Source organism: Flavobacterium sp. NLM (genome assembly GCF_002210235.1).
Taxonomy (GTDB): domain Bacteria; phylum Bacteroidota; class Bacteroidia; order Flavobacteriales; family Flavobacteriaceae; genus Flavobacterium; species Flavobacterium panici.
Genome location: NZ_LIAC01000014.1, coordinates 213,140 through 237,327, shown reverse-complemented (window position 1 = coordinate 237,327; position 24,188 = coordinate 213,140). Strand labels below are relative to the sequence as shown.

The 24,188-nt window shown below is 31.5% G+C and carries 26 protein-coding genes; 8 read left to right on the top strand and 18 right to left on the bottom strand.

Translation table 11 applies throughout. The features are described from left to right. Positions 1-89 precede the first annotated feature (89 nt). The 10 genes from atpA to APR43_RS17750 all read right to left on the bottom strand — a co-directional run bounded on the left by atpA (position 90) and on the right by APR43_RS17750 (position 10,430). Positions 90-1,667, bottom strand: coding sequence for a F0F1 ATP synthase subunit alpha (gene atpA / locus APR43_RS17800; protein WP_053472983.1), 1,578 nt, complete (start codon positions 1,665-1,667; stop codon positions 90-92). A 39-nt stretch (positions 1,668-1,706) separates the two neighbouring features. Then, positions 1,707-2,240, bottom strand: coding sequence for an ATP synthase F1 subunit delta (gene atpH, locus APR43_RS17795; protein ID WP_053472984.1), 534 nt, complete (start codon positions 2,238-2,240; stop codon positions 1,707-1,709). A 4-nt stretch (positions 2,241-2,244) separates the two neighbouring features. Beyond that, positions 2,245-2,745, bottom strand: a complete 501-nt coding sequence (locus APR43_RS17790) for a F0F1 ATP synthase subunit B (protein WP_053472985.1) — start codon at positions 2,743-2,745, stop codon at positions 2,245-2,247. Positions 2,746-2,863: 118 nt separating this feature from the next. Beyond that, positions 2,864-3,055 carry an ATP synthase F0 subunit C gene (atpE, locus tag APR43_RS17785; RefSeq protein ID WP_053472986.1) on the bottom strand — a complete coding sequence of 64 codons (192 nt, stop codon included), beginning with the start codon at positions 3,053-3,055 and terminating at the stop codon, positions 2,864-2,866. A gap of 107 nt (positions 3,056-3,162) precedes the next feature. Beyond that, the gene (gene atpB, locus APR43_RS17780; protein ID WP_053472987.1) at positions 3,163-4,314 is read right to left on the bottom strand and encodes a F0F1 ATP synthase subunit A; all 1,152 of its coding nucleotides are present in this window, start codon (positions 4,312-4,314) and stop codon (positions 3,163-3,165) included. A gap of 568 nt (positions 4,315-4,882) precedes the next feature. Further along, entirely contained in the window at positions 4,883-5,110 is a 228-nt protein-coding gene (locus tag APR43_RS17770; protein WP_053472989.1) for an AtpZ/AtpI family protein, read from the bottom strand. Further along, positions 5,091-5,489 (bottom strand): polymer-forming cytoskeletal protein, encoded by a 399-nt coding sequence (locus APR43_RS17765; protein WP_053472990.1) that lies wholly within the window; start codon positions 5,487-5,489, stop codon positions 5,091-5,093. Before APR43_RS17765 ends, APR43_RS17770 begins: the two co-directional genes overlap by 20 nt. Positions 5,490-5,493: 4 nt before the next feature. Continuing rightward, positions 5,494-8,106, bottom strand: a complete 2,613-nt coding sequence (locus APR43_RS17760) for a tetratricopeptide repeat protein (protein WP_053472991.1) — start codon at positions 8,104-8,106, stop codon at positions 5,494-5,496. An 89-nt stretch (positions 8,107-8,195) separates the two neighbouring features. Then, positions 8,196-8,891, bottom strand: coding sequence for an ABC transporter ATP-binding protein (locus tag APR43_RS17755; RefSeq protein ID WP_053472992.1), 696 nt, complete (start codon positions 8,889-8,891; stop codon positions 8,196-8,198). A gap of 69 nt (positions 8,892-8,960) precedes the next feature. Further along, positions 8,961-10,430, bottom strand: a complete 1,470-nt coding sequence (locus tag APR43_RS17750) for a DUF5687 family protein (RefSeq protein WP_053472993.1) — start codon at positions 10,428-10,430, stop codon at positions 8,961-8,963. Between the two features lie 127 nt (positions 10,431-10,557). Between APR43_RS17750 and APR43_RS17745 the strand changes: the two genes are divergently transcribed. Continuing rightward, positions 10,558-11,610, top strand: a complete 1,053-nt coding sequence (locus APR43_RS17745; protein ID WP_053472994.1) for a ferredoxin--NADP reductase — start codon at positions 10,558-10,560, stop codon at positions 11,608-11,610. Positions 11,611-11,848: 238 nt separating this feature from the next. Further along, positions 11,849-12,247 (top strand): hypothetical protein, encoded by a 399-nt coding sequence (locus APR43_RS17740; RefSeq protein ID WP_053472995.1) that lies wholly within the window; start codon positions 11,849-11,851, stop codon positions 12,245-12,247. Positions 12,248-12,321: 74 nt separating this feature from the next. Here the strand turns inward: APR43_RS17740 and APR43_RS17735 are convergent, their stop codons facing one another. Beyond that, positions 12,322-13,332, bottom strand: a complete 1,011-nt coding sequence (locus APR43_RS17735; protein WP_053473035.1) for a glycosyltransferase family 9 protein — start codon at positions 13,330-13,332, stop codon at positions 12,322-12,324. A 43-nt stretch (positions 13,333-13,375) separates the two neighbouring features. Beyond that, on the bottom strand, positions 13,376-13,981 hold the full coding sequence (locus APR43_RS17730; RefSeq protein ID WP_053472996.1) for a DUF4254 domain-containing protein: 606 nt from the start codon (positions 13,979-13,981) through the stop codon (positions 13,376-13,378). A gap of 110 nt (positions 13,982-14,091) precedes the next feature. Here APR43_RS17730 and upp point away from each other — a divergent pair, with 110 nt between their 5' ends. Further along, positions 14,092-14,745 carry a uracil phosphoribosyltransferase gene (gene upp / locus APR43_RS17725; RefSeq protein ID WP_053472997.1) on the top strand — a complete coding sequence of 218 codons (654 nt, stop codon included), beginning with the start codon at positions 14,092-14,094 and terminating at the stop codon, positions 14,743-14,745. Here upp and APR43_RS17720 read toward each other — a convergent pair. Beyond that, the gene (locus tag APR43_RS17720) at positions 14,740-15,669 is read right to left on the bottom strand and encodes a DUF6427 family protein (RefSeq protein WP_053472998.1); all 930 of its coding nucleotides are present in this window, start codon (positions 15,667-15,669) and stop codon (positions 14,740-14,742) included. The two genes, upp and APR43_RS17720, sit on opposite strands and share 6 nt — an antisense overlap. Positions 15,670-15,804: 135 nt before the next feature. Here APR43_RS17720 and APR43_RS17715 point away from each other — a divergent pair, with 135 nt between their 5' ends. Next, positions 15,805-16,035: a DUF6341 family protein gene (locus tag APR43_RS17715; protein ID WP_053472999.1), complete on the top strand. Its 231-nt coding sequence runs from the start codon at positions 15,805-15,807 to the stop codon at positions 16,033-16,035. Here APR43_RS17715 and purD read toward each other — a convergent pair. Then, positions 16,027-17,301 (bottom strand): phosphoribosylamine--glycine ligase, encoded by a 1,275-nt coding sequence (purD, locus tag APR43_RS17710; protein ID WP_053473000.1) that lies wholly within the window; start codon positions 17,299-17,301, stop codon positions 16,027-16,029. The two genes, APR43_RS17715 and purD, sit on opposite strands and share 9 nt — an antisense overlap. A 97-nt stretch (positions 17,302-17,398) precedes the next feature. On the opposite strand from purD, the gene APR43_RS17705 reads away from it, so the two are divergent. Genes APR43_RS17705 through APR43_RS17690 form a run of 4 tightly spaced genes read left to right on the top strand, consistent with a single transcriptional unit; the run spans position 17,399 to position 19,877 of the window. Beyond that, positions 17,399-17,680, top strand: a complete 282-nt coding sequence (locus APR43_RS17705) for a type II toxin-antitoxin system RelE/ParE family toxin (protein WP_053473001.1) — start codon at positions 17,399-17,401, stop codon at positions 17,678-17,680. A 12-nt stretch (positions 17,681-17,692) separates the two neighbouring features. Continuing rightward, complete coding sequence (locus APR43_RS17700) at positions 17,693-17,995, top strand: HigA family addiction module antitoxin (RefSeq protein ID WP_053473002.1); 303 nt, start codon at positions 17,693-17,695, stop codon at positions 17,993-17,995. Next, entirely contained in the window at positions 17,995-19,305 is a 1,311-nt protein-coding gene (locus tag APR43_RS17695; protein WP_053473003.1) for a phenylacetate--CoA ligase family protein, read from the top strand. Before APR43_RS17700 ends, APR43_RS17695 begins: the two co-directional genes overlap by 1 nt. A gap of 41 nt (positions 19,306-19,346) precedes the next feature. After that, positions 19,347-19,877: an ORF6N domain-containing protein gene (locus APR43_RS17690; protein WP_053473004.1), complete on the top strand. Its 531-nt coding sequence runs from the start codon at positions 19,347-19,349 to the stop codon at positions 19,875-19,877. A 227-nt stretch (positions 19,878-20,104) separates the two neighbouring features. Here the strand turns inward: APR43_RS17690 and APR43_RS17685 are convergent, their stop codons facing one another. The 4 genes from APR43_RS17685 to APR43_RS17670 all read right to left on the bottom strand — a co-directional run bounded on the left by APR43_RS17685 (position 20,105) and on the right by APR43_RS17670 (position 24,144). Beyond that, the gene (locus tag APR43_RS17685) at positions 20,105-20,872 is read right to left on the bottom strand and encodes a glycosyltransferase family 2 protein (RefSeq protein WP_053473005.1); all 768 of its coding nucleotides are present in this window, start codon (positions 20,870-20,872) and stop codon (positions 20,105-20,107) included. After that, positions 20,872-22,239, bottom strand: coding sequence for an exopolysaccharide biosynthesis polyprenyl glycosylphosphotransferase (locus APR43_RS17680; protein ID WP_053473006.1), 1,368 nt, complete (start codon positions 22,237-22,239; stop codon positions 20,872-20,874). Before APR43_RS17680 ends, APR43_RS17685 begins: the two co-directional genes overlap by 1 nt. A gap of 19 nt (positions 22,240-22,258) precedes the next feature. Then, positions 22,259-23,242 (bottom strand): UDP-glucuronic acid decarboxylase family protein, encoded by a 984-nt coding sequence (locus APR43_RS17675; protein WP_053473007.1) that lies wholly within the window; start codon positions 23,240-23,242, stop codon positions 22,259-22,261. 152 nt (positions 23,243-23,394) lie between these two features. Then, the gene (locus APR43_RS17670) at positions 23,395-24,144 is read right to left on the bottom strand and encodes a hypothetical protein (protein ID WP_053473008.1); all 750 of its coding nucleotides are present in this window, start codon (positions 24,142-24,144) and stop codon (positions 23,395-23,397) included. Between the last annotated feature and the right edge of the window lie 44 nt (positions 24,145-24,188).

Sequence of the window (24,188 nt, the reverse complement as noted above, 5' to 3'; positions counted from 1 at the left end):
TATTAATTAGAAAATGTGACAATTTGAAAATTAGATAATCAGAATAATGATAAGTCATTTTCTAATTATCTAATTTACCAATTATCTAATTAGTTATATTTTGCTGAAATTTCTTTTGCTGCTTTTTCGATAACATCAGTAATGTTGTCATCTAATTTACCAGCTTTCAACGCGTTAAGCGTATCTTTATGTTTACTGTTTAAGTAAGCTAAGAAATCAGCTTCAAATTCTTTTACTTTATTTACAGGAACGTTTCTTAATAAGTTTTTAGAACCAGCGTAGATAATTGCTACTTGGTTTTCAACTGTATAAGGATCATTTAAACCTTGTTTCAAGATCTCAACGTTTCTTTTTCCTTTTTCAATTACGTTTAATGTAACTGAATCTAAGTCAGAACCAAATTTAGCAAACGCTTCTAATTCACGGAATTGAGCCTGGTCTAATTTTAAAGTTCCTGAAACTTTTTTCATTGATTTAATTTGAGCATTTCCTCCAACACGAGATACAGAGATACCTACGTTAATAGCAGGACGAACTCCAGAGTTGAACAAATCTCCATCAAGGAAAATCTGACCATCTGTAATCGAGATTACGTTTGTTGGGATGTATGCAGAAACGTCACCAGCCTGAGTTTCGATAATTGGTAAAGCAGTCAATGAACCACCACCTTTTACGATAGATTTGATAGAATCTGGTAAATCGTTCATGTTTTTAGCAATTCCGTCATCAGCAATTACTTTACAAGCACGCTCTAATAAACGAGAGTGTAAGTAGAAAACGTCTCCAGGATAAGCCTCACGTCCCGGTGGTCTTCTTAATAAAAGAGAAACCTCACGGTAAGCAACAGCTTGTTTAGATAAATCATCATACACGATAAGTGCCGGACGACCTGAATCTCTAAAGTATTCTCCAATTGCAGCACCTGCGAAAGGGGCATAAACTTGCATTGGAGCTGGGTCAGAAGCATTTGCAGCAACGATAACTGTATAAGCCATTGCTCCTTTTTCTTCTAACATTTTTGCGATTCCTGCTACAGTTGAAGCTTTTTGTCCAATTGCAACATATATACAAAATACAGGTTTTCCTGCATCGTAAAATTCTTTTTGATTTAAGATAGTATCGATACAAACAGTTGATTTACCTGTTTGACGGTCACCGATAACAAGCTCACGTTGTCCACGTCCAACCGGGATCATAGCATCTACTGCTTTTACTCCTGTTTGTAATGGCTCAGTAACTGGCTGACGGAAGATAACTCCTGGAGCTTTTCTTTCTAAAGGCATTTCGTATAAGTCCCCACCAATTGGTCCTTTTCCATCAATTGGAAAACCAAGAGTGTTAACTACACGTCCTACCATTTGCTCACCTACTTTAAGAGAAGCAATACGTTGTGTTCTTTTTGCTGTTGATCCTTCTTTGATTCCTGTTGATGGTCCTAAAAGTACCACACCAACATTGTCTTCTTCAAGGTTCAATACAATAGCTTCAAGTCCGTTATCAAATTCAACTAACTCACCATATTGTACATTCGATAACCCGTAAATACGAGCAATACCGTCTCCAACTTGAAGTACTGTTCCTACTTCCTCTAGCGTAGCACCAGATTCAAAACCTTCTACTTGCTTTCTTAATATTGCTGAAATTTCAGCAGGTTTGATTTCCGCCATCTTAATTTATAATTTAGACACTTTTTATGTGTAATAAAACTAATTACTTAACTCTCTTTTTAATACTTGTAATCTGTTTGCAACAGATGCATTGTATTGATTATCACCTATTCTTAAAATAAATCCACCAATGATTGAAGGATCTACTATATTTTCAATTGTAATTTTTTTATCTGACAAAGTTGCAATTTTAGCTAAAACTTTTGCTTCTAATGCAGCATCCATAGGAATTGCAGTTGTAACTTTTGCTACTTCAATACCATTACTTTCATCAAATAGTTTGCTGTATTCTAATGCAATTGCATCTAGAATTTCAAATCTTTTGTTTTCGAATAATAAATGAAATAAACCTTTGGTTACGCCATTTACATTTGCGAAAACTTCTAAAAGAGCACTTTCCTTAACTTCAACTTTTGCAGTTGGGTTTTGAATAAAGGTACTCAATTCTGCATTTGTCTCAATTGCCAAAGCAATTGACTTCATATCGTTATTGACAGCTTCGGCAACACCTTTAGAGTTTGCTAAGTCTAGAATTGCTTTTGCATAACGAATTGCTGCTCTTGTACTTGCCATAATCTTAGTTTAACTTTACGTCACCTAACATTTTCTCTACTAATTTAGCCTGAGATTCTTTGTTAGATAATTCTTCTTTCAATAATTTTTCAGCAATACTTAATGATAAAGTTGAAACTTGAGATTTCAATTCTGCCATTGCAGCATTTTTTTCACTTTCGATAGCCGCTTTAGCCTGCTCGATCATTTTTTGACCTTGTGCTTGTGCTTCGTTTTTAGAATCAGCAATCATTTTCTCTTTCATTTCGCGAGCTTCTTTCAACATCGCATCACGTTCAGCACGAGCTTCGTTCAAAATTCTTTGATTGTCAGCTTGTAAGTTTTGCATTTCTTGTCTAGCGTTTTCAGCAGAAAGTAATGCATCTTTAATACCTTGCTCTCTATCGTTTACTGCGTCAAGAATTGGTTTCCAAGCGAATTTTTTCAATAAAAATATTAATCCAACAAATATTAGAATCTGCCAAAAGAACAAACCGAACTCAAACTGATTTATTAACTTTTCCATTATATATGATTATAAATTTTAAATTATGTCTTTTTAACTGCACAAGGCAATTTTAATGTTTTATTTTTAAAACAATAGTTACAACCAACCGTTGCAACTATTGTTTTTTGTGTTTTAATTAAGCAGCGAATAACGCAGCGAAACCAATTCCTTCAATAAGTGCAGCAGCGATAAGCATAGCTGTTTGGATTTTTCCTGAAGCTTCTGGTTGACGAGCGATAGCGTCCATTGCTGAACCACCAATTCTACCAATACCTAAAGCAGCTCCGATTACGATTAATCCTGCTCCAATGAAATTTAAACCGTTCATATATGTATATATTAAAAATTAAACATTCAATTTTGATTTTAGATTTTTGACGTTAGATTTTAGATTATTATAATTAAATCTGAAATCTAAACTCTGAAATCTAAATTTTAGTGGTGCCCCTCCTCTTCGTGGTGGTGCTCTTCTACTGCTGAACCAAAATAAAGTGCAGACAGCATTGTAAAAATATAGGCTTGTAAAAATGCAACTAAAATCTCTAGTATAGAAAGTGCAAATGATAATCCAAAAGAAAGACTGCTTCCAATCCAGCTCTTAAAGATAAACATTAATCCGATGATACTCATTAATACAATGTGACCTGCGAAGATATTTGCATACAAACGAATCATTAATGAAAATGGTTTGATGAAAACCCCTAGCAATTCAATTGGAGCCAAAATAATTCTCATTGGTTTTGGCACTCCCGGCATCCAGAAAATGTGACCCCAGTAGTTTTTATTTGCAGTAAGGTTTGTAATTAAGAAAGTAAGGATTGCTAAAGAGAATGTAATTGTTAAATTTCCTGTAGCATTAATTCCTAGTGGAGTTAATCCGAAGATATTTAAAAACAATACAAAGAAAAATATTGTCAATAAATAACTCATGTATTTTTTATGATGCTTTTCTCCAATATTAGGAATAGCAACTTCGTCACGAATGAAAACTACAAGTGGTTCAAAGAATCTTCCTGCTCCAGAAGCGATTCCTCCATTTTTAGCATATGATTTTGCTAAACTTGTAAATAACCAGAACATTAATAATGCTGCTACAAAAATAGAAAGGACCGTTTTTGTAATTGAGAAGTCTAATGGACGAACATTTGTTGGATGACCTGTTTTTTCATCTTCAGTAATTGTTCCGGCAGCATCTGTTTTGTAGATTTTACCATCATGATGATTAATCACGTAATAATTACCGTTTGATTCTGCTACTGCATGACCGTGGTTAAATTTTGAAGAAGAAAAAATTTGAAGACCATTATCCAAAATAATTACCGGTAATGGAAAACCATAATATTTACCAGTCTCATCATCTTGTGTTAAAGTAAAATCATGAGAGTCCAAAACGTGATGGCCAATGAAAGCCTTAATTTTAGATTTTACATCAGTTGGTTCTGCATGGTGCCCTTCAGAAGCTGCTTCGTGAGCTGTTTCAGTTTGAACATGCGCCGAGTCTTTTTCTGAATTAGAAAAGCTCATTAGTGGAAGACAAGCTACAAAAGCTGCAAGAATAAATCTGAGTGGTTTGTTTGAAATCACCATATCTGTGGAAATTCTTATTTTTTATGTTTCTAAAATTTGGTGCAAAGGTACATTTTTTATTAATATTCAAAAGGATATGAAAAATTATTTTTGAACCTTGTTTTAAAGAATCCGCATTTTAACGCTTTTCATTTAATAATCGGACAGTTAAAATCGTTTGAAATAACAAAAAGAGAATAAATGTTACAAAAAAATTGATTTTTTCAACACGGATGTTGTGAATCTTGTCGGATAAAATCGGCCGCAAAACAAAATAATACACAAACATTTGAATAAAAGTTCCAAGCATAAAAAACATTCCGATGCTGTCGAACTTGTCTTTTTTGAATTTTACTGTTAGTGTTAATAGTAAAGCAGAAAAAAATAAAAAGATCAAATACAATACTTCTATACTGTAATGAAAGTTTTGATCATTAATTTTAAAAATATAAAAAACTCCCTTATGTATTATATAGGAAGCAAATGCAAGAATATGCAGATGAAGAATAAGTTTGTAGTTTTTTAAAAACATCCCGAACAATTTTTTGCAAAGATGCAATATTTATTCAAGCCGTTTTTAAAACTTAATTTACTTTGTTTTATTGATTTCGTTTACCTGACGAATTACATTATATAATGCAATTGCAACTCCAACCATAACTAATACTTTATTATAGTATATTTTTTCGCTTGGATGGTTTTCATCTAACCAGGTTCCTAAATAAGAAAACAAAAAAATAATAACCCCCATTTGAATAGGAATATTTATGAGGGCTATCCATTTATTATTTTGTTTTTTATTCGGGTCCTTTTCCATCTTCTAACATAATTACTGGATTTGAATGTGCCAGCATGGTACAAGTTGCTGTAAACTCTGCTCCTGGTTCTATAGACAGTTTTCCAACGGCAACTTCGCCGTGAATTTTTGCCGCTGCTTTGATATTAAGGATTTCAAGAACTTTAATTTTTCCATGAAATTCTCCTTCGATATCGGCATTATTACAAATGATTTCTCCTTTTACTGCGCCTGTTGCGCCAATCACTAATTTTCCCTGCGAGGTGAAATTTCCAATCAATTCGCCGTCTAATCTAAAATCGGCTTTTGAAACAATATCTCCTACAATAGAAGTTCCTTCAACAATTCGGTTTGTTTTTCCTAAAAGTTCAGTTCCGTTTTTTTTTACTTTGTCAAACATTATATTATGGGGTTTTTGGGGCAAGGTAGGCGTCTAGGTTCTTTTTAATTTGAACCACTTTGTAATTATCTGCTGATATAATAATTGACGGATGTGCAATTTTATATTTATCGTCTTCTCTCAAAACTCCTGCCACATCTCTGGCATAAGCTTCAGATTTTAAACCATGAATTGACACAAAACTTTGGGTTCTGTTGTATTTATCAAAAGACGTTGTTAATCTTTCAAAATTTTCGACTAACAAAAATACTCTAATTGCTTCTTCAATTTTTTTAACTGTTTTAGTATCCGTATTAGAAACCAGATATACAATTTTCCAGTTTTTATTATCTACAGTTGTAAAATTAAGTCTTTCTAAAGCTGGAACATCTTTCTCCAAAATTTCTCTTGCCTTTTTTCCTTCTTCACTATTTGGATAATTATCTGCCACGTTTTCTAAACCTTTTTTATAAGCATCCAGTCCGTTAACTTTTCCTAAAGTGTTTGCTTTTAGTAATTCAAATTTAGAAACAATCTCTTCTCCAGAATATTGATTGATCAAATTATCAATATTATCTAAGACAACATCAAAATTCTCTTCCTGAAATAGTTTATACCATTTTTGGTATTCTTTTTCAGGCGAAGCAATATCATCAGCATTTGTATTATTTAAAATCTGAGCATATCTCGAAGTTGGATAATTTGTTGTTATGTCTGATTTAATTCTTGCTGCTTTTTCCGGATCTGTAATTTGATATATTTTATACAAATTATACTTCGATGGAAGCACGAGTTTTTCTTCTGGATTATTTTTTAGTAATTGCTCCAGTTTATCACTTGCCAGTTTATATTCCTTAAATTTTTCCTTATATATAAGACCTAATTGATAATAGGCAAAGTTGCGTTCTTTACCAATACTGTCCATTGCTGTTTGTGTTTTCGGAAGTTGTTTTTCGTAAAAAACAGTTGTGTATTTTTCTATAACAACCGTGTCTTTCAACTTCTCCGCATCCGCTTCATTTATACTGTCATTGAGCATTGCTGCATCATTTGCAGATTTTATTGTAGCCAGTCTCCAGTTGCCGCCAAGCGTTCTGTTACCCCACATTTTTTTAAACTGGAGTTTTCCGTATGCAACAGTTGTTGGGTTGTAAAAGTAAAAAGTACTTGCAGTGGCATCATTTCCAGATGGAGGTCTTATTCCGTCATCAGGATCAACAGGTTTTCCTAATGAATTTGGGTTTATTGCTGTTGGCGCATTCGACGCATTTGTGTTTCGGTCAATATTTGCTAACTTCTCTTTTTCTTTCTCTTCTAAAATTCGTTTTGCTTCGTCTTTCTTTTTCAGCTCGGCAATATAATTTTCAAAATAAATTTTTCTGTCAGCATCAGGCAATCCGTAAACTTTAATAATACTGTCATTTCGTTTTGCAATTCCTTCGTATTTAATTACGTTGTCAAGATTTTTTCTGTTTTTCTCTATTAAAACAAATTCCCTTGTTTTTGGATCTAACTTGGTCAATGTACTGTCATAATATTTAGCAGCCATTGTATAATCTGTATTTTTAAAATACATGTTTCCAATGTTTCGGTAAGCCGATGCCATTAAATAAGGATCTGTAGATTTTCTGCCTAAAGATTTATTGTAGAATTTTAATGCATTTTCTTTGTCTTTCTTTTTATCATAGAAAACTCCCATTTCATAAAAAAGAACATCATAATAAGGTCGATTTTCACGATCTGCAACTAGCTTATTATAGATTTTTAAAAATATAGTATCGTTGCCTTTTTCATAATCGTACATCTGCGCTTTTTTTGCGTAAGCGTGCATCATGTATTTTCTGTTGGCTTTACGATTCATATCGATTACGCCATCATAATAATAGGTGGCGCTGTCTTTATTTCCAACCTCCTGATACATTTGTCCCAGGATGAATTTATAACGGGCACGATCTTCGTTTATTCTTGAAAATTCTTCTGCAATTCTAAGTTTTGCAACGGCACTGTCTCTTTCTTCTAAATTCAGGAAAGCTTCGGCCAATAAAGCATTGGCATCAGAAAATGTTTGTTTATTTAAATCTGTTTTCTTTAATAATTGATTGATATTTTTAACTACAATCGCATCATTTCCTAAACGCATATTGGTTTTTTCGCGCCAGATTTTTGCTGTATAAATATTACTACTGTTTGGGTATTTGTAGAGAATGTAATTGAAAGCATCTAAGGCCGGAATAAAACGCTGATCGTAATATCTGGCTTTTCCAAGCATTAAATATGCCTCGTCAATTTGATAGTTTCTTTCTCTTCCTCCAATATTCATGGAGTGTTTTTGAATTGCTTTTGTTGCTTTAGTTTCTGCTTTTTCGAAGTCAGGATTTTTTGTTTTTGATCCTTCCGAAAAATTTTCATCAAACTGCATTTTTTCTATAGGAAGCCTTTTCCAGAAATTGTCCTGATTATTGGCCTGAATAGCCAGCAGCCCTTTGTCAAGACCAATTCCTCCATTGTACAAAATGTTATATTTTGTACTTAATGCATGGGAATTTCTGTTCACAAAAGTATTATTCTTGGTAGAACATGCTATCAAAAGGAGAAAAAACGTGAGAAAAAAACTATATTTAAGAGTATTCTTTTTCAATAGAACTGATTTTAAAGCATTAACTTCTAAAAAGCATTTTTAGTATAATGACTTGTAAAAATACACTTCTTTTTTGAAACTTTAGAGACTTATACAGCAAAAAACAATTCCAATTCTTGTAAGGTTTCTTCTGAGGTTTGAATATCCTTTACAATTTCACCTTTATTGAGTGCAACAATTCTATCGCAAACCTCAACGGTGTGTTGTAAATCATGGCTCGAAACCAAAACAGTAACGTTTGGATTTTCAGCTAATTCTTTAATAATTTTCTTTAATCTGCTTACTGTTGTCGGATCTAAATTTGCAAAAGGTTCGTCTAAAATTACTACTTCAGGATTTCCAATAAGTGTGGCAATAATTCCAACTTTCTTTTGATTTCCTTTTGATAAATCACGAAGGTATTTTTTGTTGTTTAAAATTTCTCCATTAAAAAATTCTTCATGTTTCGCTAGCAATGCATCAATATCGGCTTTATTTTGATGACGTAAATCTCCAATAAAATAAAAATATTCTTCGGGAGTTAAATAGCCAATCAGGAAACTTTCATCTAAAAAAGAACCTGTAAAAGATTTCCAGTTTTCACTCGTATTTACCTGAATATCATTGCTTGTTATATTTCCTGTCGAAGGCTGGATTAAATCTAAAAGCAAACTAAAAAAAGTAGTTTTTCCTGCTCCGTTATTGCCCACTAATCCAAAGCTCTGTCCTTTTGGAATTTCAAGATTTTGGATATTTAAAACTGTAGTACCGTTATATTTTTTTGAAAGTTGATTTACTTGTATCATTGTAATTTTAGATTTTAGATTGTTGATTTTAGATTAATTATCAAATTGACTCATTTTCTAATTATCTAATTAACTCTTTTGTTTATACGCATTTATTGTACTGTACTTTTCGATTTTATATCTTTTTTCGATTAAAGAAAAAACTTTGTCTTTAAAGATAAAACCTAAAACACCTGCTCCGGCAACTAGTGCTAATCCGAGGTTTTTATTGTCAAAATAAATTCCTGCTCCATATAGTCCTAAAGGCAGTAAAATTTTTGGAAGCGTTAATAACATCGCACTTACATTAAACGCTTTTTTATCTCCAAAAGCACCGCCTGCATTACTTAAATCGATTGGAGTTTTAGTAAAAGCACCTCCCAATAAAACTAAATGCGAATTGACTCCAATGTTATAAATTGCTGCAACAACAATCGTTAAATAAATCTGCCATCCAAAATAAATATAAAATGAAGCCAGAATTGTAGAAATAATTGTGGCAATAACAATCAGCCACCATTTTGCCATAATATAACCGCGATACGGAATATTTTGTGTCATCATTAATTGATAATATGCACTATCCCAGCTTGGAACAAATTGTCCAAAGACAAATAAAAATCCGCCCGAAACAAAAATCCCTGCTAAAAGGTGCATTACTGGTTTGTCGTAGGTTTCAATTCCTCCGGAGAAAAATAAAAATCCGTAGAACAAAAATAAAATGCTCATAAAAATAGTCGTTTTCGACCTTTTGTTTCTTTTGATAAGTTTAATATCGTTTTTCAGAAACGTTCCCAAAGTTCCAAACTGATTCAGCCACGAAAGATTTTCTGTTTGAGCAACATCTTCTTTTACAGAAAGCCCAGCGTCGAGATAAAGATTTTTTTTGAGGAATTTAAAACTAAAAATATACAAACCTGCTAATACTAAAACGGGAATTAAAAATAATCCTTTTATATTATAAAGTCCTTGAAAAAAGGGAGTTGTGAAAATTGTGACATCAAACAATTTGTAATATTGCGCACCGCCCAAAACAAGAATTAATCCAAGAAAGACAACAAATAATTTATCGATATTGCTTAAAATTATATTTAAAAAATTGTTGATGTATATAAAAGAAAGCATTGCCAAATTCCAGAAAATAATGGCTGTTATATCATATCCTTCAATTGCCAAAACAACTGAAAACGGAACAAAGAATAAAGCATGAACCCAATTAAAAAAAGACAAAACAGTTTTGCCCAATGAAAAATGAACAATTACGGGTTTCTTAAAAGGCAAAACCAATAACGGTTTTATATTTAAAACGGGAATTGATTGCAGCAGCAAACGAATTACTAAATCAAGAAGAAAGTAATAAATCAAAAACCTGTTTACGGTTACAAATGGTTCCAGATGCATTTCTTTAAGAATGTAAAATGCCCCAACACCCATTCCTATAAAAATTAATGAAAAATAGATCATTAAAAACCCCAGTATAATTTTCATTGCCAGGTTTTTACCAAATGATGCCGACCTGATAAAGGCTTTCCATTCGAGATAAATAAACTTTTTAATCATGGTTAATTGGTTTTGATTTTTGTAGTAAGAGATCAAATGTAGGAAAACGTTACAAAAAAAGTTAAAAAAAATATTTTAGTAAGTGTCAATTACTTATGGTTTGCTACTTTTGCAAAAAAATTAAATCATGCCTTCATTCTTAAAACTTATAATTAAAGAGGTAAAACGTGAAACTGCCGATGCGGTTTCGGTACTTTTTAATGTTCCAGAAGAACTTAAACAAGACTATAAATTTATAGCCGGACAATACATAAATTTAAAATTAACGCTTGATAATCAAGAAATTCGTCGTGCCTACTCTATTTGTTCTGCACCAGAAAGCGGTGAATTGCGAATTGCGGTTAAGGCTGTAAAAAGCGGTTTGTTTTCGCAATTTGCGAATACAATACTAAAAGCAGGAGACGTTCTTGAAGTGGGTCAGCCAGAAGGAAAATTTACTTTTGAGCCTGATGCTGAAAGACAAAAAAATTATGTGGCGTTTGCTGCCGGAAGTGGAATCACGCCGGTACTTTCTATTTTAAAATCAGTTTTAAAGAATGAACCAAAAAGTTCATTTGTATTGGTTTACGGAAACAGAACTCCTGAAGCAACTATTTTTCATCAGGAATTACACGACTTACAATTACAGTATGTTGGCCGTTTTTTCGTGCATTATGTTTACAGTCAGGCGAAAGTTGAAAATGCATTGTTTGGAAGAATCGAAAAATCGACCGTAAATTTTGTATTGAACAACAAACACAAAGAATTAGAATTTGATAAATTTTATTTGTGCGGACCTGAAGAAATGATCAATACAGTTTCGAATGTTTTGAAAGAGAAAAACGTAAAAGAATCTGCTATTAAATTTGAACTTTTTACTAGTTCTTCTGAAGAACACGTAATCCAGGGTTCTCAGGAAGGACATACTAAAATTACTGTTTTAGTTGATGATGAAGAAGTTACTTTTGAAATGTCTAAAAAACAAACTATTCTTGATGCAGCTTTAAAACATGGTGTTGATGCTCCTTACTCTTGTCAGGGCGGAATTTGCAGCAGCTGTTTAGGAAGAGTTACCGCCGGAACTGCTGAAATGACAAAAAATTCTATTTTAACAGATGGTGAAATTGCCGAAGGTTTAATTTTAACTTGTCAGGCGCACCCAACTTCAGATACTATTTATGTAGATTACGACGACGTTTAATCTTCTAAATTTTAAAATATAAATTCCAAATCCCGATTTTACAATTGGGATTTGGAATTTTTTTTGTGAGTTATTTCTTTTATCCCGTTTAAAATTTAGAAAGTATACTTTTCAAATTTAAGAAATACACAAAAAAGCATTCAAATAATTGGGTTATTTTTAAAAAACATACCAGAAATTTAGTATATTAGTAGTGCACTTAAGACTTGTCAAAACGTTTTTTAAAACATTCAATATTATGGCAATGCATCACTACCTCCGTCTAACTTTTATATTACTTTTTGTAATAACTTCTCTTTTTTGTATCTACTTCGTAATCAAAAAAAGAAGAAACAGAAAAGCTCCTAAACTACTTTCAAAAGAAAAGTATGATTGCTCAAAGAATGAGGGAATGACCGAAATATCAATCTCTAATGATAGCTTTTTTAATATTTGGCCTTATGTAAGTGAATTGAAAGCGGCTAAAATTCTATCGAAAAAAATTAAAGAATCTGAATTGGTACATAAAGTTTACAGAAATTCAACCAATGATTTTGAACATATTTTGTTAGCCACTGAAAAAGAAAATCATTTTGTAAAAGTTGTAGTTGATAAAAACAAAAAGAAAGCGATAGGATATCTTCTTTTGGATTTATAAGAAATTCCAATAAAAAAAATTCCAAATTCCATTTAACGTTGGAATTTGGAATTTTTTTATTGAAACTTAACTATTTAGTTTAATTGGTTCTTAATTTTAGAAACAACGTCATCTGGAGAAATTGTTCTCATTGCATCTTCGTAACCTTCTACCATTTTATTTCCGTAAACAGAAGTTGGTAATTTTGGATATTGATTTCTATCTGAAGTTAAAGCATTTTCTAAATTTTGGTTGAAAGGTAAAAATCCCGCATAAGGATGTGTTGCGCCCCAAAGTGTAATTACTTTTACACCAAGCATTGCAGCAATATGTGCATTTCCAGAATCCATAGAAAGCATTACATCAAGATTGCTTATTAATTTTAGTTCCTGCTGAAACTTAATTTTTCCGGCAACATTTATTACATTTTTAAAAGGTTCTGAAAGTGAATTTAAAATTTCAATTTCTTTCTTTCCTCCTCCAAAAAGTAAAATAGTATAATCTTTATTTTCTGCCAGTTTTGTTATTACTTCCTTCATTAAATCTAAAGGATAAACTTTAGAATCGTATTGGGCAAAAGGAGCAATTCCAATTAGTTTTTCATAATGTTCTTCAACCAAATCTGTGATTTCTCCACCAAAAATTGCCTTTTTAGGAAACTCTGGGTTCGACAAATCTACAGGAAAACCAAGTTGTTCAAACACTTTTGCATGTCTTTCGAACATCGTTGGCAATTGCTTGAAAATTTTGTTTTCTGCTCTTGTCAATTCTTTTTTTCCTTCTCGGCCTTTATCTACAGTTGCTCTTTTTTTTCCGCTTAAAGCGAAAAGCAAACTCACCACTTTAGATCGTAAAACATTATGAAGATCTGCAAAAGCATCTATTTTGAGTTGTTGTACGTCTTTATATAAACGTATAAGTCCCGGAAAACCTTTGTGTCTTTCTTTTTCATCAAAAGCAAAAAACTCAAGATTGGGGATTCCGTCAAAAAAAGGTTTAAAAAAAGGGCGGGAAATAACGGTTAGTTTCACCGTTGGATATTGCTTTACAAAAGCGCGTAAAACAGGAACCGTCATGGCGACATCTCCCATTGCGGAAAGTCTCATGACGGCTATATGTTTAATTTGGCTGTTAGACAACTCTGCCAAATTATTTTTTGTTTTGGTATAAAACCGGGTTCAAATCATCGTCGTTGTACATTTTCATTTGTTTGTACACTTTCATGAATTTTTCTCCACTTTCGATATCAGTCAATAATTCTTCAATTGCTGTAGATAAATCTGTTCTTTGCTCTAAAAGAATATTTAATTTTTCCTGACATTTATCTCTGTGTTCCTGAGTTGCTTCTGCACGAGTCGCTTCTTCATTCATGTGATAAATTTTTAAAGCCAGAATAGACAATCTGTCAAATGCCCAAGCCGGACTTTCAGAGTTGATTTTTGCTCCGTCTTTTGCTTTTACATGGCTGTATTTTTGCAAAAAGTAACTGTCGATATATTCAACCATATCAGTACGCTCCTGATTTGAAGCGTCAATGCGTCTTTTTAAAGTCAAAGCTGCTACAGGATCAATTTGCGGATCACGAATAATATCTTCAAAATGCCATTGAACAGTATCAATCCAGTTTTTTAAATATAATAAATGTTCGAATTTATCTTTTGGAAACGGATTGTTTATAGGCTGGTCAACATTATCAAATTGATGATAATCCTTAATGCTTTGTTCGAAAACAGAATATGCTAATTTTGAAAACATGTCTTTATTTTTTAGAGATACAAAGATACTTTTTATACTTTTATGCTGCGAAAAAAAGAAATTATTTTTTGTTTTTATATAATTGTTCGTTAATAAATTAAAAAATCATCATGAAAATTCATTATATATCTGAAAACAATAGTGTTCTAAATCATTTTCTGGGACAAATTAGAAATGTAAATGTGCAGAACGACAGTATGCGTTTTAGAAGAAATATTGAACGCATTGGCGAAATTATGGCTTATGAATTAAGCAAAACTTTACCGTATAAAAGTGTTGAAATTCAAACTCCGCTAGGCATCAAAAAAACAACTGAAATTGAAACTGATTTGGTTTTGTGTCCAATTTTAAGAGCCGGATTACCGCTTCATAATGGCTTTTTAAATTATTTTGACCACGCCGAAAACAGCTTTGTTTCTGCCTGTAGGTTTCATCCAAATGGTGGTGACGATTTTGAAATTTTAGTTGAATATCAGGCTATTTCAAACTTAAACAACAAAACGGTTTTACTTCTTGATCCTATGCTTGCTACTGGACAATCTATTGTAGCGGTTCATAAAAAACTGATTGAAAATGCTGCTCCTACAGAATTTCATATTGTAGTAGTTATTGCTGCTCCGGAAGGAATTGCTCATCTTGAAAAGAACCTTCCCGAAAATTGTCATTTATGGGTTGCTTCTTTAGACGAAAAACTGAATGACAAAAATTACATTGTTCCCGGACTTGGTGACGCCGGCGATCTTGCGTACGGAAGTAAATTATAACTGAGAGAAAAAAGTAAATAAACTGCACAAAATCAAAACATAAAATACAATTTCGTTGTTGAGTTTTTGCTGCATATATTCTACGTGACTTGCCGCCATCATTGATAATGGTGCAATGCTGAACAATAATAAATCATTCGTTTTATCTGGCGAAATAAGGAAAACAAGAACCGCAATAAAAAAACAGGCTACCACTTTTTTATACGATGTATGCACAATTTGCGGTCTGTTTGACAAGGTTGTTAACATTGAAAACACAAAAAATACAACAACTGCTGCATATATCGAAAGCGCTCCATTTTCGTAATTATTTTTAAAATAATCTATTCTAAAATCGACCATGGCACGTTCCTGAACAAACTTAACAGCATCAATATGGAACATTAATGAAACCATATAAAACACGATTGACACAGCCAAAAGTGCAATAAATGGCAGAACCCAGTTTCTATAATCTCTCGAAACGTGAAAAATTATCGATATAAAAACTAAAATTACAAAAAGGATACTCCAAAATTGAAATAAAGAAGCTACAAAAATCCAAAAAGAAGCGTCGAATATTTTTTCTTTTGATGCTTTTAAAGACTGAAGGGAAATTAATCTTCGAAGTGCCAATAATATAAAGAAATTGGCATAAACAACATTTGGATGGTTGAATATTGTTGGGAAAAACAAGATGAATAATAAGTAGAAAAATATCGCGTAACCGTTGTCTTTACTGAGCCCGTTTTTCTTGACAATAAAATTGACCATGAAGAATGAAGCAAAAATAAAACACAGTAAACTTACTTTTTGAAATATCGTAAAATAAGAATTTATCCAAGACGTTTCTCGAATTTGAAACATAAAGAAGAAAACCAGTATCAAAATTACAACCAACGAATAATTTAATGGTGTAGATTTTTTAAAAACACTTGTTATCATAAGGATATTTTATACTTTTGTGACTGTAAATATAATACTTGTTTAAAAAGGAAAACCAACAAGTTGAAAAAAGATTCTCAGTTTGAATTTTGCTTCAAGGCGTTAAAACAATAATAACATATAATTTTATAAATTATGAAAGCTTTTTTTGAAGGAATACAATACTTATTCGTTAACATTTTATTTGCTCCACTTGACTTTTTACGTCATTTAGAATTAAAAACATGGTTTGGTGCAAACACTATCAACTGGATTTTTATGATTATCTGTTCTGCAGCAATCGTATATTGGATTAAACAATTACGTATTTTTGATGCTGCAGGAACTGAAAACCAAGATACAACGGCTCACTCTTTCTTAAAGTAAGTCGAAGCCGATATCCTTTCTAAAATACATCTTATCAAAATTTAGTTTATCTATATTTTGGTAAGATTTTTTTATGGCCTGTTGAAAATCATCTCCATATGATGTCACAGTCAAAACACGTCCTCCATTACTAACGACATTTTCGCCATCTAATTTTGTACCGGCGTGAAAAACTATCGAATCAGTAATATTTTCTAAGCCTGTAATTACTTTTCCTTTTTCGAAATCTTCAGGATATCCGCCAGAAACTACCATAATTGTAGTTGCACTTCTTGGATCAACTTTTAATTCGAATTCATCTAATTTTTGATTGGCAACCGAAAGAAACAATTCAACTAAATCAGATTCTAATCTAGGAACTACAACTTCAGTTTCAGGATCTCCCATTCTTACGTTGTATTCAATAACAATTGGTTCATTTTTTACATTGATCAAACCAATAAATACAAATCCTTTATATTCGATTCCGTCTTTTTGGAAACCTTCAATTGTTGGTTTTACGATACGAGTTTCGATTTTTTCCATCAAAACAGCATCAACATAAGGAACTGGAGAAACTGCTCCCATTCCGCCTGTATTTAATCCTGTATCGCCTTCACCAATTCTTTTGTAGTCTTTTGCTGTTGGAAGAATTTTATAGCTTTTTCCATCTGTTAAAACGAAACAGCTTAATTCGATTCCGTCCAAAAATTCTTCGATAACCACTTTAGAACTTGCTGCTCCAAATTTCTCGTGAACCAGCATATTTCTAAGTTCTGTTTTTGCTTCTTCAAGATCCTGAATAATCAAAACTCCTTTTCCTGCTGCTAAACCATCTGCTTTTAAAACGAATGGAGATTGTAATGTTTCTAAAAATTTACATCCTTCTTCAACCGTTTCGGCAGTAAAACTATCATAAGCCGCAGTCGGTATATTGTGTTTCATCAAGAATTCTTTTGCAAATTCTTTACTTCCTTCTAATTGAGCTCCTAATTTTGATGGACCAATTACCGGGATATTTTTTAAACTTTCGTCGTTTTTAAAATAATCATAAATACCTTTTACCAACGGATCTTCTGGCCCTACGACTACTAAGCTTATGTTTTCTTTAAGCACTAATGCTTTTATTGCTTCAAAATCAGTTGGAGCAATTGCCACATTTTCAGCAATTGCAGCTGTTCCTGCATTTCCTGGTGCAACAAAAAGTTTTTCGCAAAGCGGGCTCTGAATCATTTTCCACGCAAAAGCATGTTCTCTTCCGCCTGATCCCAATAATAAAATTGTCATGGTATAGTTGTATTTATGTTGTGGTGCAAAAATAGTTGCTTTTAACCGTATATAATAATTTTTTTTACTTACTTTTGACGTTAGTAATGCGAAAGGTATGATAATCTCATTTGGATCGAAAGAAACTGAAAAAATTTGGAATGGTGTTGTTGTCAAAAAACCTTCAATTGAAATACAGCAAATTGGTAGAAGAAAACTTAGAATGCTTCATAACTCTCAAAATTTAACCGATTTAAGAATTCCACCTTCTAACCGTCTTGAAAAATTAAGCGGTAATTTAAAGGATTTTTACAGCATCCGAATTAACAATCAATGGCGCATAATTTTTGTTTGGGAAAATGGAAATGCTTCAAATGTTGAAATTATCGATTATCATTAAAAAAGAATTAAAATGGAAAAATTAAAAAATATACATCCAGGAGAGATTTTATCGGAAGAATTTTTAATTCCTCTAAATATTACACCTTATCGTTTATCTAAAGATTTGAAAATTCCGCAAACGAGGATTTCTGAAATCATTAAAGGTAATAGAAGAATTACTGCTGATACTGCTCTGCGATTAAGTCATTATTTTGGAAATTCTGCTAAATTTTGGCTGGGACTTCAGGACGATTTTGATATTGAAGAAGAAGAATCAAATAAACGTCAGGAATTGAAATCAATTAAACGTTACGATTTAAAAGAAGCTGTTTAATGGTTCACCTTTTTGATCTTTCCCTTCAATTAAATGGTTTTCCTATAAAGAAAGCCAAAGCCGAATTGGATAAAATTGTTCATTTTTCTGAAGAAGAATATGCTTCATTTCTCCAAAGTCAAAAGAAAGAAATTGTTGATTTTCATTTAAAGAATAACTCTTTTTATCGAGAATTAGTTGGAAATACAACTGTCGAAAATTGGGAAGATTTACCGATTTTAAACAAACAAAATCTGCAAAAACCTCTCGAAGAAAGACTTTCAAACGGTTATTCAAAAAACAATATTTACCTCAACAAAACCTCCGGATCAAGCGGAACACCTTTTGTTTTTGCTAAAGATAAATATTCGCACGCTTTAACATGGGCTTCAAACATTATGCGTTTTGGTTGGTTTAATATTGATTTTAATCATTCGTACCAAGCACGTTTTTATGGCATTCCGATGGATTTTATTGGATACCAAAAAGAACGTTTCAAAGATTTCCTGACACATCGTTTTCGTTTTCCGGTTTTTGATTTATCTGATGATATTTTAGAAAAATTTCTGCAGAAATTCAAATCGAAAAAATTCGATTATGTCAATGGTTATACCAGTTCTATTGTTTTATTCGCCAAATTTTTAGAACAGAGAAATATCTTTCTAAATGAAATCTGTCCAACATTAAAAGCTTGTTTTGTGACTTCGGAAATGCTTTTTGAAACAGATAAAAAACTGCTGGAAAAACAATTCGGCATTCCGATTATCAGCGAATATGGTGCTTCTGAACTTGATCTAATTGCTTTTGAAAATCCACAAGGCGAATGGCAGGTAAATGCTGAAACTCTTTTTGTAGAAATTTTAGATGAAAACAATAATGTTGTTCCACATGGAACGGAAGGAAAAATTGTAATTACATCTTTATTCAACAAAGCAAATCCTTTTATCAGATATGAAATTGGAGATATCGGAATTCTTGATGAAAAAAGTACTCCTCAAAAACCAATTTTAAAAAAATTAATTGGCAGAACAAATGATGTTGCCATTTTACCAAGCGGAAAAAAATCTCCTGGTTTGACATTCTATTATGTAACCAAAAGCATTATTGAAGATGATGGAAACGTAAAAGAATTTATAATCAAACAAACTCATTTAGATATTTTTGAAATTGAATATGTTGCTGAAAAAGAATTGGTTTCAGAACAAATTCAAAAAATAAATGAAGCCATCGATTTATATTTAGAGCCGAATTTAAACTTCACTTTTACTAGAAAATCTGTTTTAGAAAGAACCAATCGTGGGAAATTAAAACAGTTTAAATCGTATTTATAAATATAAATAAAATCTTACATTTGTTTTTCTAATAAAAACTTATGGACGATCAATCTCTGCTTTCTGAAGAAAGTATCTCTAATAAAATATATTTTATCCGTGGTCAAAAAGTGATGCTTGATAGCGATTTAGCTTTACTTTATGAAATAGAAACGAAAGTATTAAAACAAGCCGTTAAAAGAAATTTATCCAGATTTCCCGAAGATTTCATGTTCGAACTTACTAAGTTAGAGTATGATTCTTCAAGGTCACAAATTGTGACCTTGAAGAATGGAAGAGGATCTAATTTAAAATACTTGCCTTTTGCATTTACTGAACATGGTATTCTTATGCTTTCAAGTATCTTAAAAAGCGACAAAGCAATTCAAACCAATATTCAAATCATGCGTATCTTCACGAAAGTGAGACAAATGCTTTTGGATACAACGGAAATTAAAGTTGATATTCTGCAGATTCAAAAGAAGTTAGAGAATCATGATAAGAATATTGAATTAGTTTTTTCTTATTTAGATGAACTAACTGAGAAAAAAGAAAATGAAGTTGGAAGAATCAAGATTGGGTATAAAAATTAATCCTTTAAGATCACAAATTGTGATCTTAAAACTTGAAGTCACAATTTGTGACCTCAAGTTTATGCGAAGATTTTATGTTTAAATTGGAGGACACAAATTGCGACTTCAAGTTTTGCGATGATTGACTCTCAAAATATCTTAATTTCAGAATTGGATGTCACAATTTGTGATCTCCAATTCTATTTGTGATTCTCTAAGGTCGCAAATTGCGACCTTAGAGAGAATATTTAAACTTTCTTTATATATCTTGGTTTTATAACCAGCTGAGTAAATAGAAATCGTATCATCAATAAAACAGAAGACACTAAATTAAAACCATGAAAATCTCGATAAACACCAAAGTTGTGTTTTATCAATTTGAATTTTGAAGATGAAATAGAATCTTTTCGAATTCTATAAAAAGCTAAAGGTTCAGGAACTGGTTTTGTTTCTTTTATTTGTTTTAAAATCGTAAGCCACAAACGCCAGTCTTGCCTTTTTTGGGTATCTTCAATCACAATTTTTCCGAAGTAATCTGCATCATAAATGGCCGTTAAGTTACCAACGTAATTGCAAAAGAATAATTCATTGTAAGTTAGGTTTAAGGGCGCTTCTACTCTTCTGTTTAAATTATTACTCTCCTCATCAATACTGTCATAAAAACTAAAAGTAAACGGTAAATTATTTGCATTTAAAAACTGAAGCTGCTTTTCGAGTTTATTGGGAAACCATAAATCATCGGCATCTAAAAAAGCAATATATTTTCCGGAAGCTTTTTCTAAAGCAACATTTCTAGCGAAACCATTTCCAGAATTTTTAGGTAATTTGAAGAGTTTTATTCGGTTATCTTTTTCTGCAAAATCAGCAATAATTTTGACCGTTTCATCAGTCGATGCATCATCAACCAAAATCATTTCCCAGTTTTGATACGTCTGGTTTTGAACTGATTCTATAGTGGCTCTAATGAACTTTTCAGTATTATAGGTCGGTGTTAAAATAGATACTAAATCGTTCATTAATATGCTTTTTTATCTCCTTTAAATATGTTTATTACTGTTTGAGAAATTATTTTTAAATCCAGAATTAAAGACCAGTTTTCGATATAAAAAACATCAAATTTTATTCTGTTAACCATATCTCTTTCTGTTGTAATTTCTCCTCTAAAACCACTTACTTGTGCTAATCCGGTAATTCCTGGTTTAACAGAATGACGAATTATATATTTTTTTAACTTCTTTCCGTATTCCTTATTCTGTGACCAAAGGTGTGGTCTTGGTCCAACAACTGACATATCGCCTAATAAAACATTGACAAATTGCGGAAGCTCATCAATACTTGTTTTTCTCATGAATTTACCAATTGCTGTAACACGCGGATCATCTTTCGATGCTTCCTTCTCTGTTGTTTTATTCATTTTCATTGAACGGAATTTATAACAAATAAATTCATTTTCATCTATACCTGGTCTTCCTTGTTTAAAAAAAACAGGCCCTTTAGATTCTAGTTTTATCAAAATTCCTAATAATGGATATATCCATGATAATAAAAAAACAATAACTATAATAGAGAATAAAATATCAAAAAAGCGCTTTAGAATTTTAATTGCCGGTTCATTTAATATTGTTTGTTTCAACGAAAGCACAGGAAATAAATCGTAATAATCTATTTTTAGATTTTTTGAGAAAATCTCTTTTGTATCTGGAATAAATTTTATGCCTTTATTGTTTTCATAAGCAAAATCAATTAGTCCTTTTAAGTAATTATTTGATACTTCATGTAAAGAACAATATATTTCATCAACAGAATTTGCTAGTACAAAAGGTTTTAAATCTTCTAATTTACCTGTAATCTCTTGATTTTCTTTTTTATCTGAAAAAAATCCCAAAAAACGATATCCATAATCTTTTCTTGTTTCAAATAGATCTTTTAACCGAATTGCTTCTGGCGTAAACCCAATAATAATAGCATTTCTGTAATTACTTCCAGTTATTATTCTGTATTTTTTTAAATAAAAAAATAACAAAAACTTAAAAATGCTTATCAATACTGTGATTGAAAATGCAAATATTGCAATGGCTCTTTGTTCAAAAATCGCGTGCTTGGAAAATGGAAAAAAAGCAATTACAATTAAAAGAAACAGAATTGTTTGCTGGAATATTTTTGAAGCAATTACAACTGGTGGTGTGAATCGATATACATCGTAAAATTTTATAGAAAAAGCAATTAAGCTCCATCCTAAATATTGGTAAAAGACAAATAATAAAGTATTTGCAACTAATTCTTTAAAAACAAAAAAACTCAAAATAGCAATTACTATCAGATCTATTAAAATACTGATTGGCCTTATATATTTTGAGTATCTTCCTGTTTGAACCACCGTCATAAATTGTTTTTTCTATATACTATTTTATGTAATTCGAAAAATCCTTATGTTCTTCTTTAGAAAGTTCTTCTTTAGAAAGTGATCTAAAATAATCGTATGTAATTTTCATTCCTTCAGAACGGCTTACTTTTGCTTCCCAACCTAATAATTCTTTTGCTTTGGTAGTGTCTGGCTGACGCTGCAATGGATCATTTATAGGCAATGGATGATATACTACTTTTTGATTTGTTCCAGTAAGTTTTATAATTTCTTCTGCAAAATCTTTAATTGTAATTTCATCCGGATTTCCAATATTTACCGGATATACATAATCTGAATGTAATAATCTGAAAATACCTTCAACCTGATCGTCTACATAACAAAACGAACGGGTTTGCATACCATCTCCAAAAATAGTTAAATCTTCTCCGCGAAGTGCCTGACCAATAAACGCAGGAATAACACGTCCGTCATTCAGACGCATTCTCGGACCATATGTATTAAAAATACGCACGATTCTGGTTTCTACACCGTGAAATGTATGATATGCCATTGTTATGGATTCCTGAAAACGTTTAGCTTCATCATAAACACCTCTTGGTCCAATTGTATTTACGTTTCCGTAGTATTCTTCAGTTTGCGGATGTACTAACGGATCTCCATATACTTCAGAAGTCGAAGCGATGAGAATTCTTGCTTTTTTAACTCTCGCCAGACCAAGCAAATTGTGGGTTCCTAATGAACCAACTTTTAAAGTCTGAATTGGAATTTTTAAGTAATCAATAGGACTTGCAGGTGAAGCAAAATGTAAAATATAATCTAAATCACCCGGTATGTGGACAAATTTTGTAATATCGTGATGGTAAAATTCAAAATGCTCTAATTTGAATAAATGCTCAATGTTTTTAAGATCTCCGGTAATCAAATTATCCATTCCGATAACAAAATAACCTTCCTTGATAAATCGATCGCACAAATGTGATCCTAAAAAACCCGCTGCTCCGGTAATAAGTATTCTTTTCATAATGATTATTTATACAACGCAAATGTAAGTGTTTTGAAAATTATAGAACTATTATAAAAAACAAAACTGCCTAAAATTAATTAGGCAGTTATTTATTATATAAATGCTATTTTTAAATCAAATCATTCTTAAAAAGAAGAATGATTTTTATACTATTTCTTAGATTTTACTATTGTTTCAAGTGCTTCTATTTTTTTATTCTGTTCTATAATATATAGCGTTAACTCCTCTATTTTTTCTTGTTGAATTCTAAACATCTCTGATACGTTAATTCCTTCTTCTTTCACTTGTTTAGCAGATGGAACATTTGGTAAGTGTTTATTAGCTGCTATAAAAGTTTCTACTTCAGATAAAGGCATTAATTTATACTTATCATAAAATACATAATCTGCCCAAGTTCCATTTGAACTTAAACTAACGCGGATTTCATCTGTTAAGACACCTCCTTTTACAAAAAGTTTATAGTTGGCATAAAGTGGATTTGTCGGAAAAGTAGTTACATCAATTCCTACTTTTCCAGAACTGCTTATTTTCATTCTTTCTGCAGTATTTGTATAAAAATTAATTCCATTCCATCCAGAGAATGAAACTGTTGGCGATGGGCTAGAACTATCAAATTTGCTCATCGTCATACCATAATTTGCTATTGGTATATTGTTGGTTTGAGCATTTGAAAAACTATCTGTTGTTGTAAATCCAATTTTTCGATACACATTTACCGGATTTATAAGATTTATATTTCCATCAATTGTTAATTTCTCATTTGGATCAGTAACCGCAATTCCAATATTACTTGTTGTACTGGAATTTGTAGTAGCATATACAGTACCATATGGCACATAAATTTGCGAAAAACACATTGCAGAAATAAAAAATGTTAATATTGAAAATGATTTTTTCATGTCTAAATTTTTATGATTTAATTGTTTTTAAAAATAATTGTTTT

What these genes read in the sequence shown, in the direction of transcription:
- atpA (WP_053472983.1), bottom strand. Translation starts at nt 1,667, where the DNA reads ATGGCGGAAATCAAACCTGCTGAAATTTCAGCAATATTAAGAAAGCAA.
- atpH (WP_053472984.1), bottom strand. Translation starts at nt 2,240, where the DNA reads ATGGCAAGTACAAGAGCAGCAATTCGTTATGCAAAAGCAATTCTAGAC.
- APR43_RS17790 (WP_053472985.1), bottom strand. Translation starts at nt 2,745, where the DNA reads ATGGAAAAGTTAATAAATCAGTTTGAGTTCGGTTTGTTCTTTTGGCAG.
- atpE (WP_053472986.1), bottom strand. Translation starts at nt 3,055, where the DNA reads ATGAACGGTTTAAATTTCATTGGAGCAGGATTAATCGTAATCGGAGCT.
- atpB (WP_053472987.1), bottom strand. Translation starts at nt 4,314, where the DNA reads ATGGTGATTTCAAACAAACCACTCAGATTTATTCTTGCAGCTTTTGTA.
- APR43_RS17770 (WP_053472989.1), bottom strand. Translation starts at nt 5,110, where the DNA reads ATGGAAAAGGACCCGAATAAAAAACAAAATAATAAATGGATAGCCCTC.
- APR43_RS17765 (WP_053472990.1), bottom strand. Translation starts at nt 5,489, where the DNA reads ATGTTTGACAAAGTAAAAAAAAACGGAACTGAACTTTTAGGAAAAACA.
- APR43_RS17755 (WP_053472992.1), bottom strand. Translation starts at nt 8,891, where the DNA reads ATGATACAAGTAAATCAACTTTCAAAAAAATATAACGGTACTACAGTT.
- APR43_RS17750 (WP_053472993.1), bottom strand. Translation starts at nt 10,430, where the DNA reads ATGATTAAAAAGTTTATTTATCTCGAATGGAAAGCCTTTATCAGGTCG.
- APR43_RS17745 (WP_053472994.1), top strand. Translation starts at nt 10,558, where the DNA reads ATGCCTTCATTCTTAAAACTTATAATTAAAGAGGTAAAACGTGAAACT.
- APR43_RS17740 (WP_053472995.1), top strand. Translation starts at nt 11,849, where the DNA reads ATGGCAATGCATCACTACCTCCGTCTAACTTTTATATTACTTTTTGTA.
- APR43_RS17735 (WP_053473035.1), bottom strand. Translation starts at nt 13,332, where the DNA reads ATGAGACTTTCCGCAATGGGAGATGTCGCCATGACGGTTCCTGTTTTA.
- APR43_RS17730 (WP_053472996.1), bottom strand. Translation starts at nt 13,981, where the DNA reads ATGTTTTCAAAATTAGCATATTCTGTTTTCGAACAAAGCATTAAGGAT.
- upp (WP_053472997.1), top strand. Translation starts at nt 14,092, where the DNA reads ATGAAAATTCATTATATATCTGAAAACAATAGTGTTCTAAATCATTTT.
- APR43_RS17720 (WP_053472998.1), bottom strand. Translation starts at nt 15,669, where the DNA reads ATGATAACAAGTGTTTTTAAAAAATCTACACCATTAAATTATTCGTTG.
- APR43_RS17715 (WP_053472999.1), top strand. Translation starts at nt 15,805, where the DNA reads ATGAAAGCTTTTTTTGAAGGAATACAATACTTATTCGTTAACATTTTA.
- purD (WP_053473000.1), bottom strand. Translation starts at nt 17,301, where the DNA reads ATGACAATTTTATTATTGGGATCAGGCGGAAGAGAACATGCTTTTGCG.
- APR43_RS17705 (WP_053473001.1), top strand. Translation starts at nt 17,399, where the DNA reads ATGATAATCTCATTTGGATCGAAAGAAACTGAAAAAATTTGGAATGGT.
- APR43_RS17700 (WP_053473002.1), top strand. Translation starts at nt 17,693, where the DNA reads ATGGAAAAATTAAAAAATATACATCCAGGAGAGATTTTATCGGAAGAA.
- APR43_RS17695 (WP_053473003.1), top strand. Translation starts at nt 17,995, where the DNA reads ATGGTTCACCTTTTTGATCTTTCCCTTCAATTAAATGGTTTTCCTATA.
- APR43_RS17690 (WP_053473004.1), top strand. Translation starts at nt 19,347, where the DNA reads ATGGACGATCAATCTCTGCTTTCTGAAGAAAGTATCTCTAATAAAATA.
- APR43_RS17685 (WP_053473005.1), bottom strand. Translation starts at nt 20,872, where the DNA reads ATGAACGATTTAGTATCTATTTTAACACCGACCTATAATACTGAAAAG.
- APR43_RS17680 (WP_053473006.1), bottom strand. Translation starts at nt 22,239, where the DNA reads ATGACGGTGGTTCAAACAGGAAGATACTCAAAATATATAAGGCCAATC.
- APR43_RS17675 (WP_053473007.1), bottom strand. Translation starts at nt 23,242, where the DNA reads ATGAAAAGAATACTTATTACCGGAGCAGCGGGTTTTTTAGGATCACAT.
- APR43_RS17670 (WP_053473008.1), bottom strand. Translation starts at nt 24,144, where the DNA reads ATGAAAAAATCATTTTCAATATTAACATTTTTTATTTCTGCAATGTGT.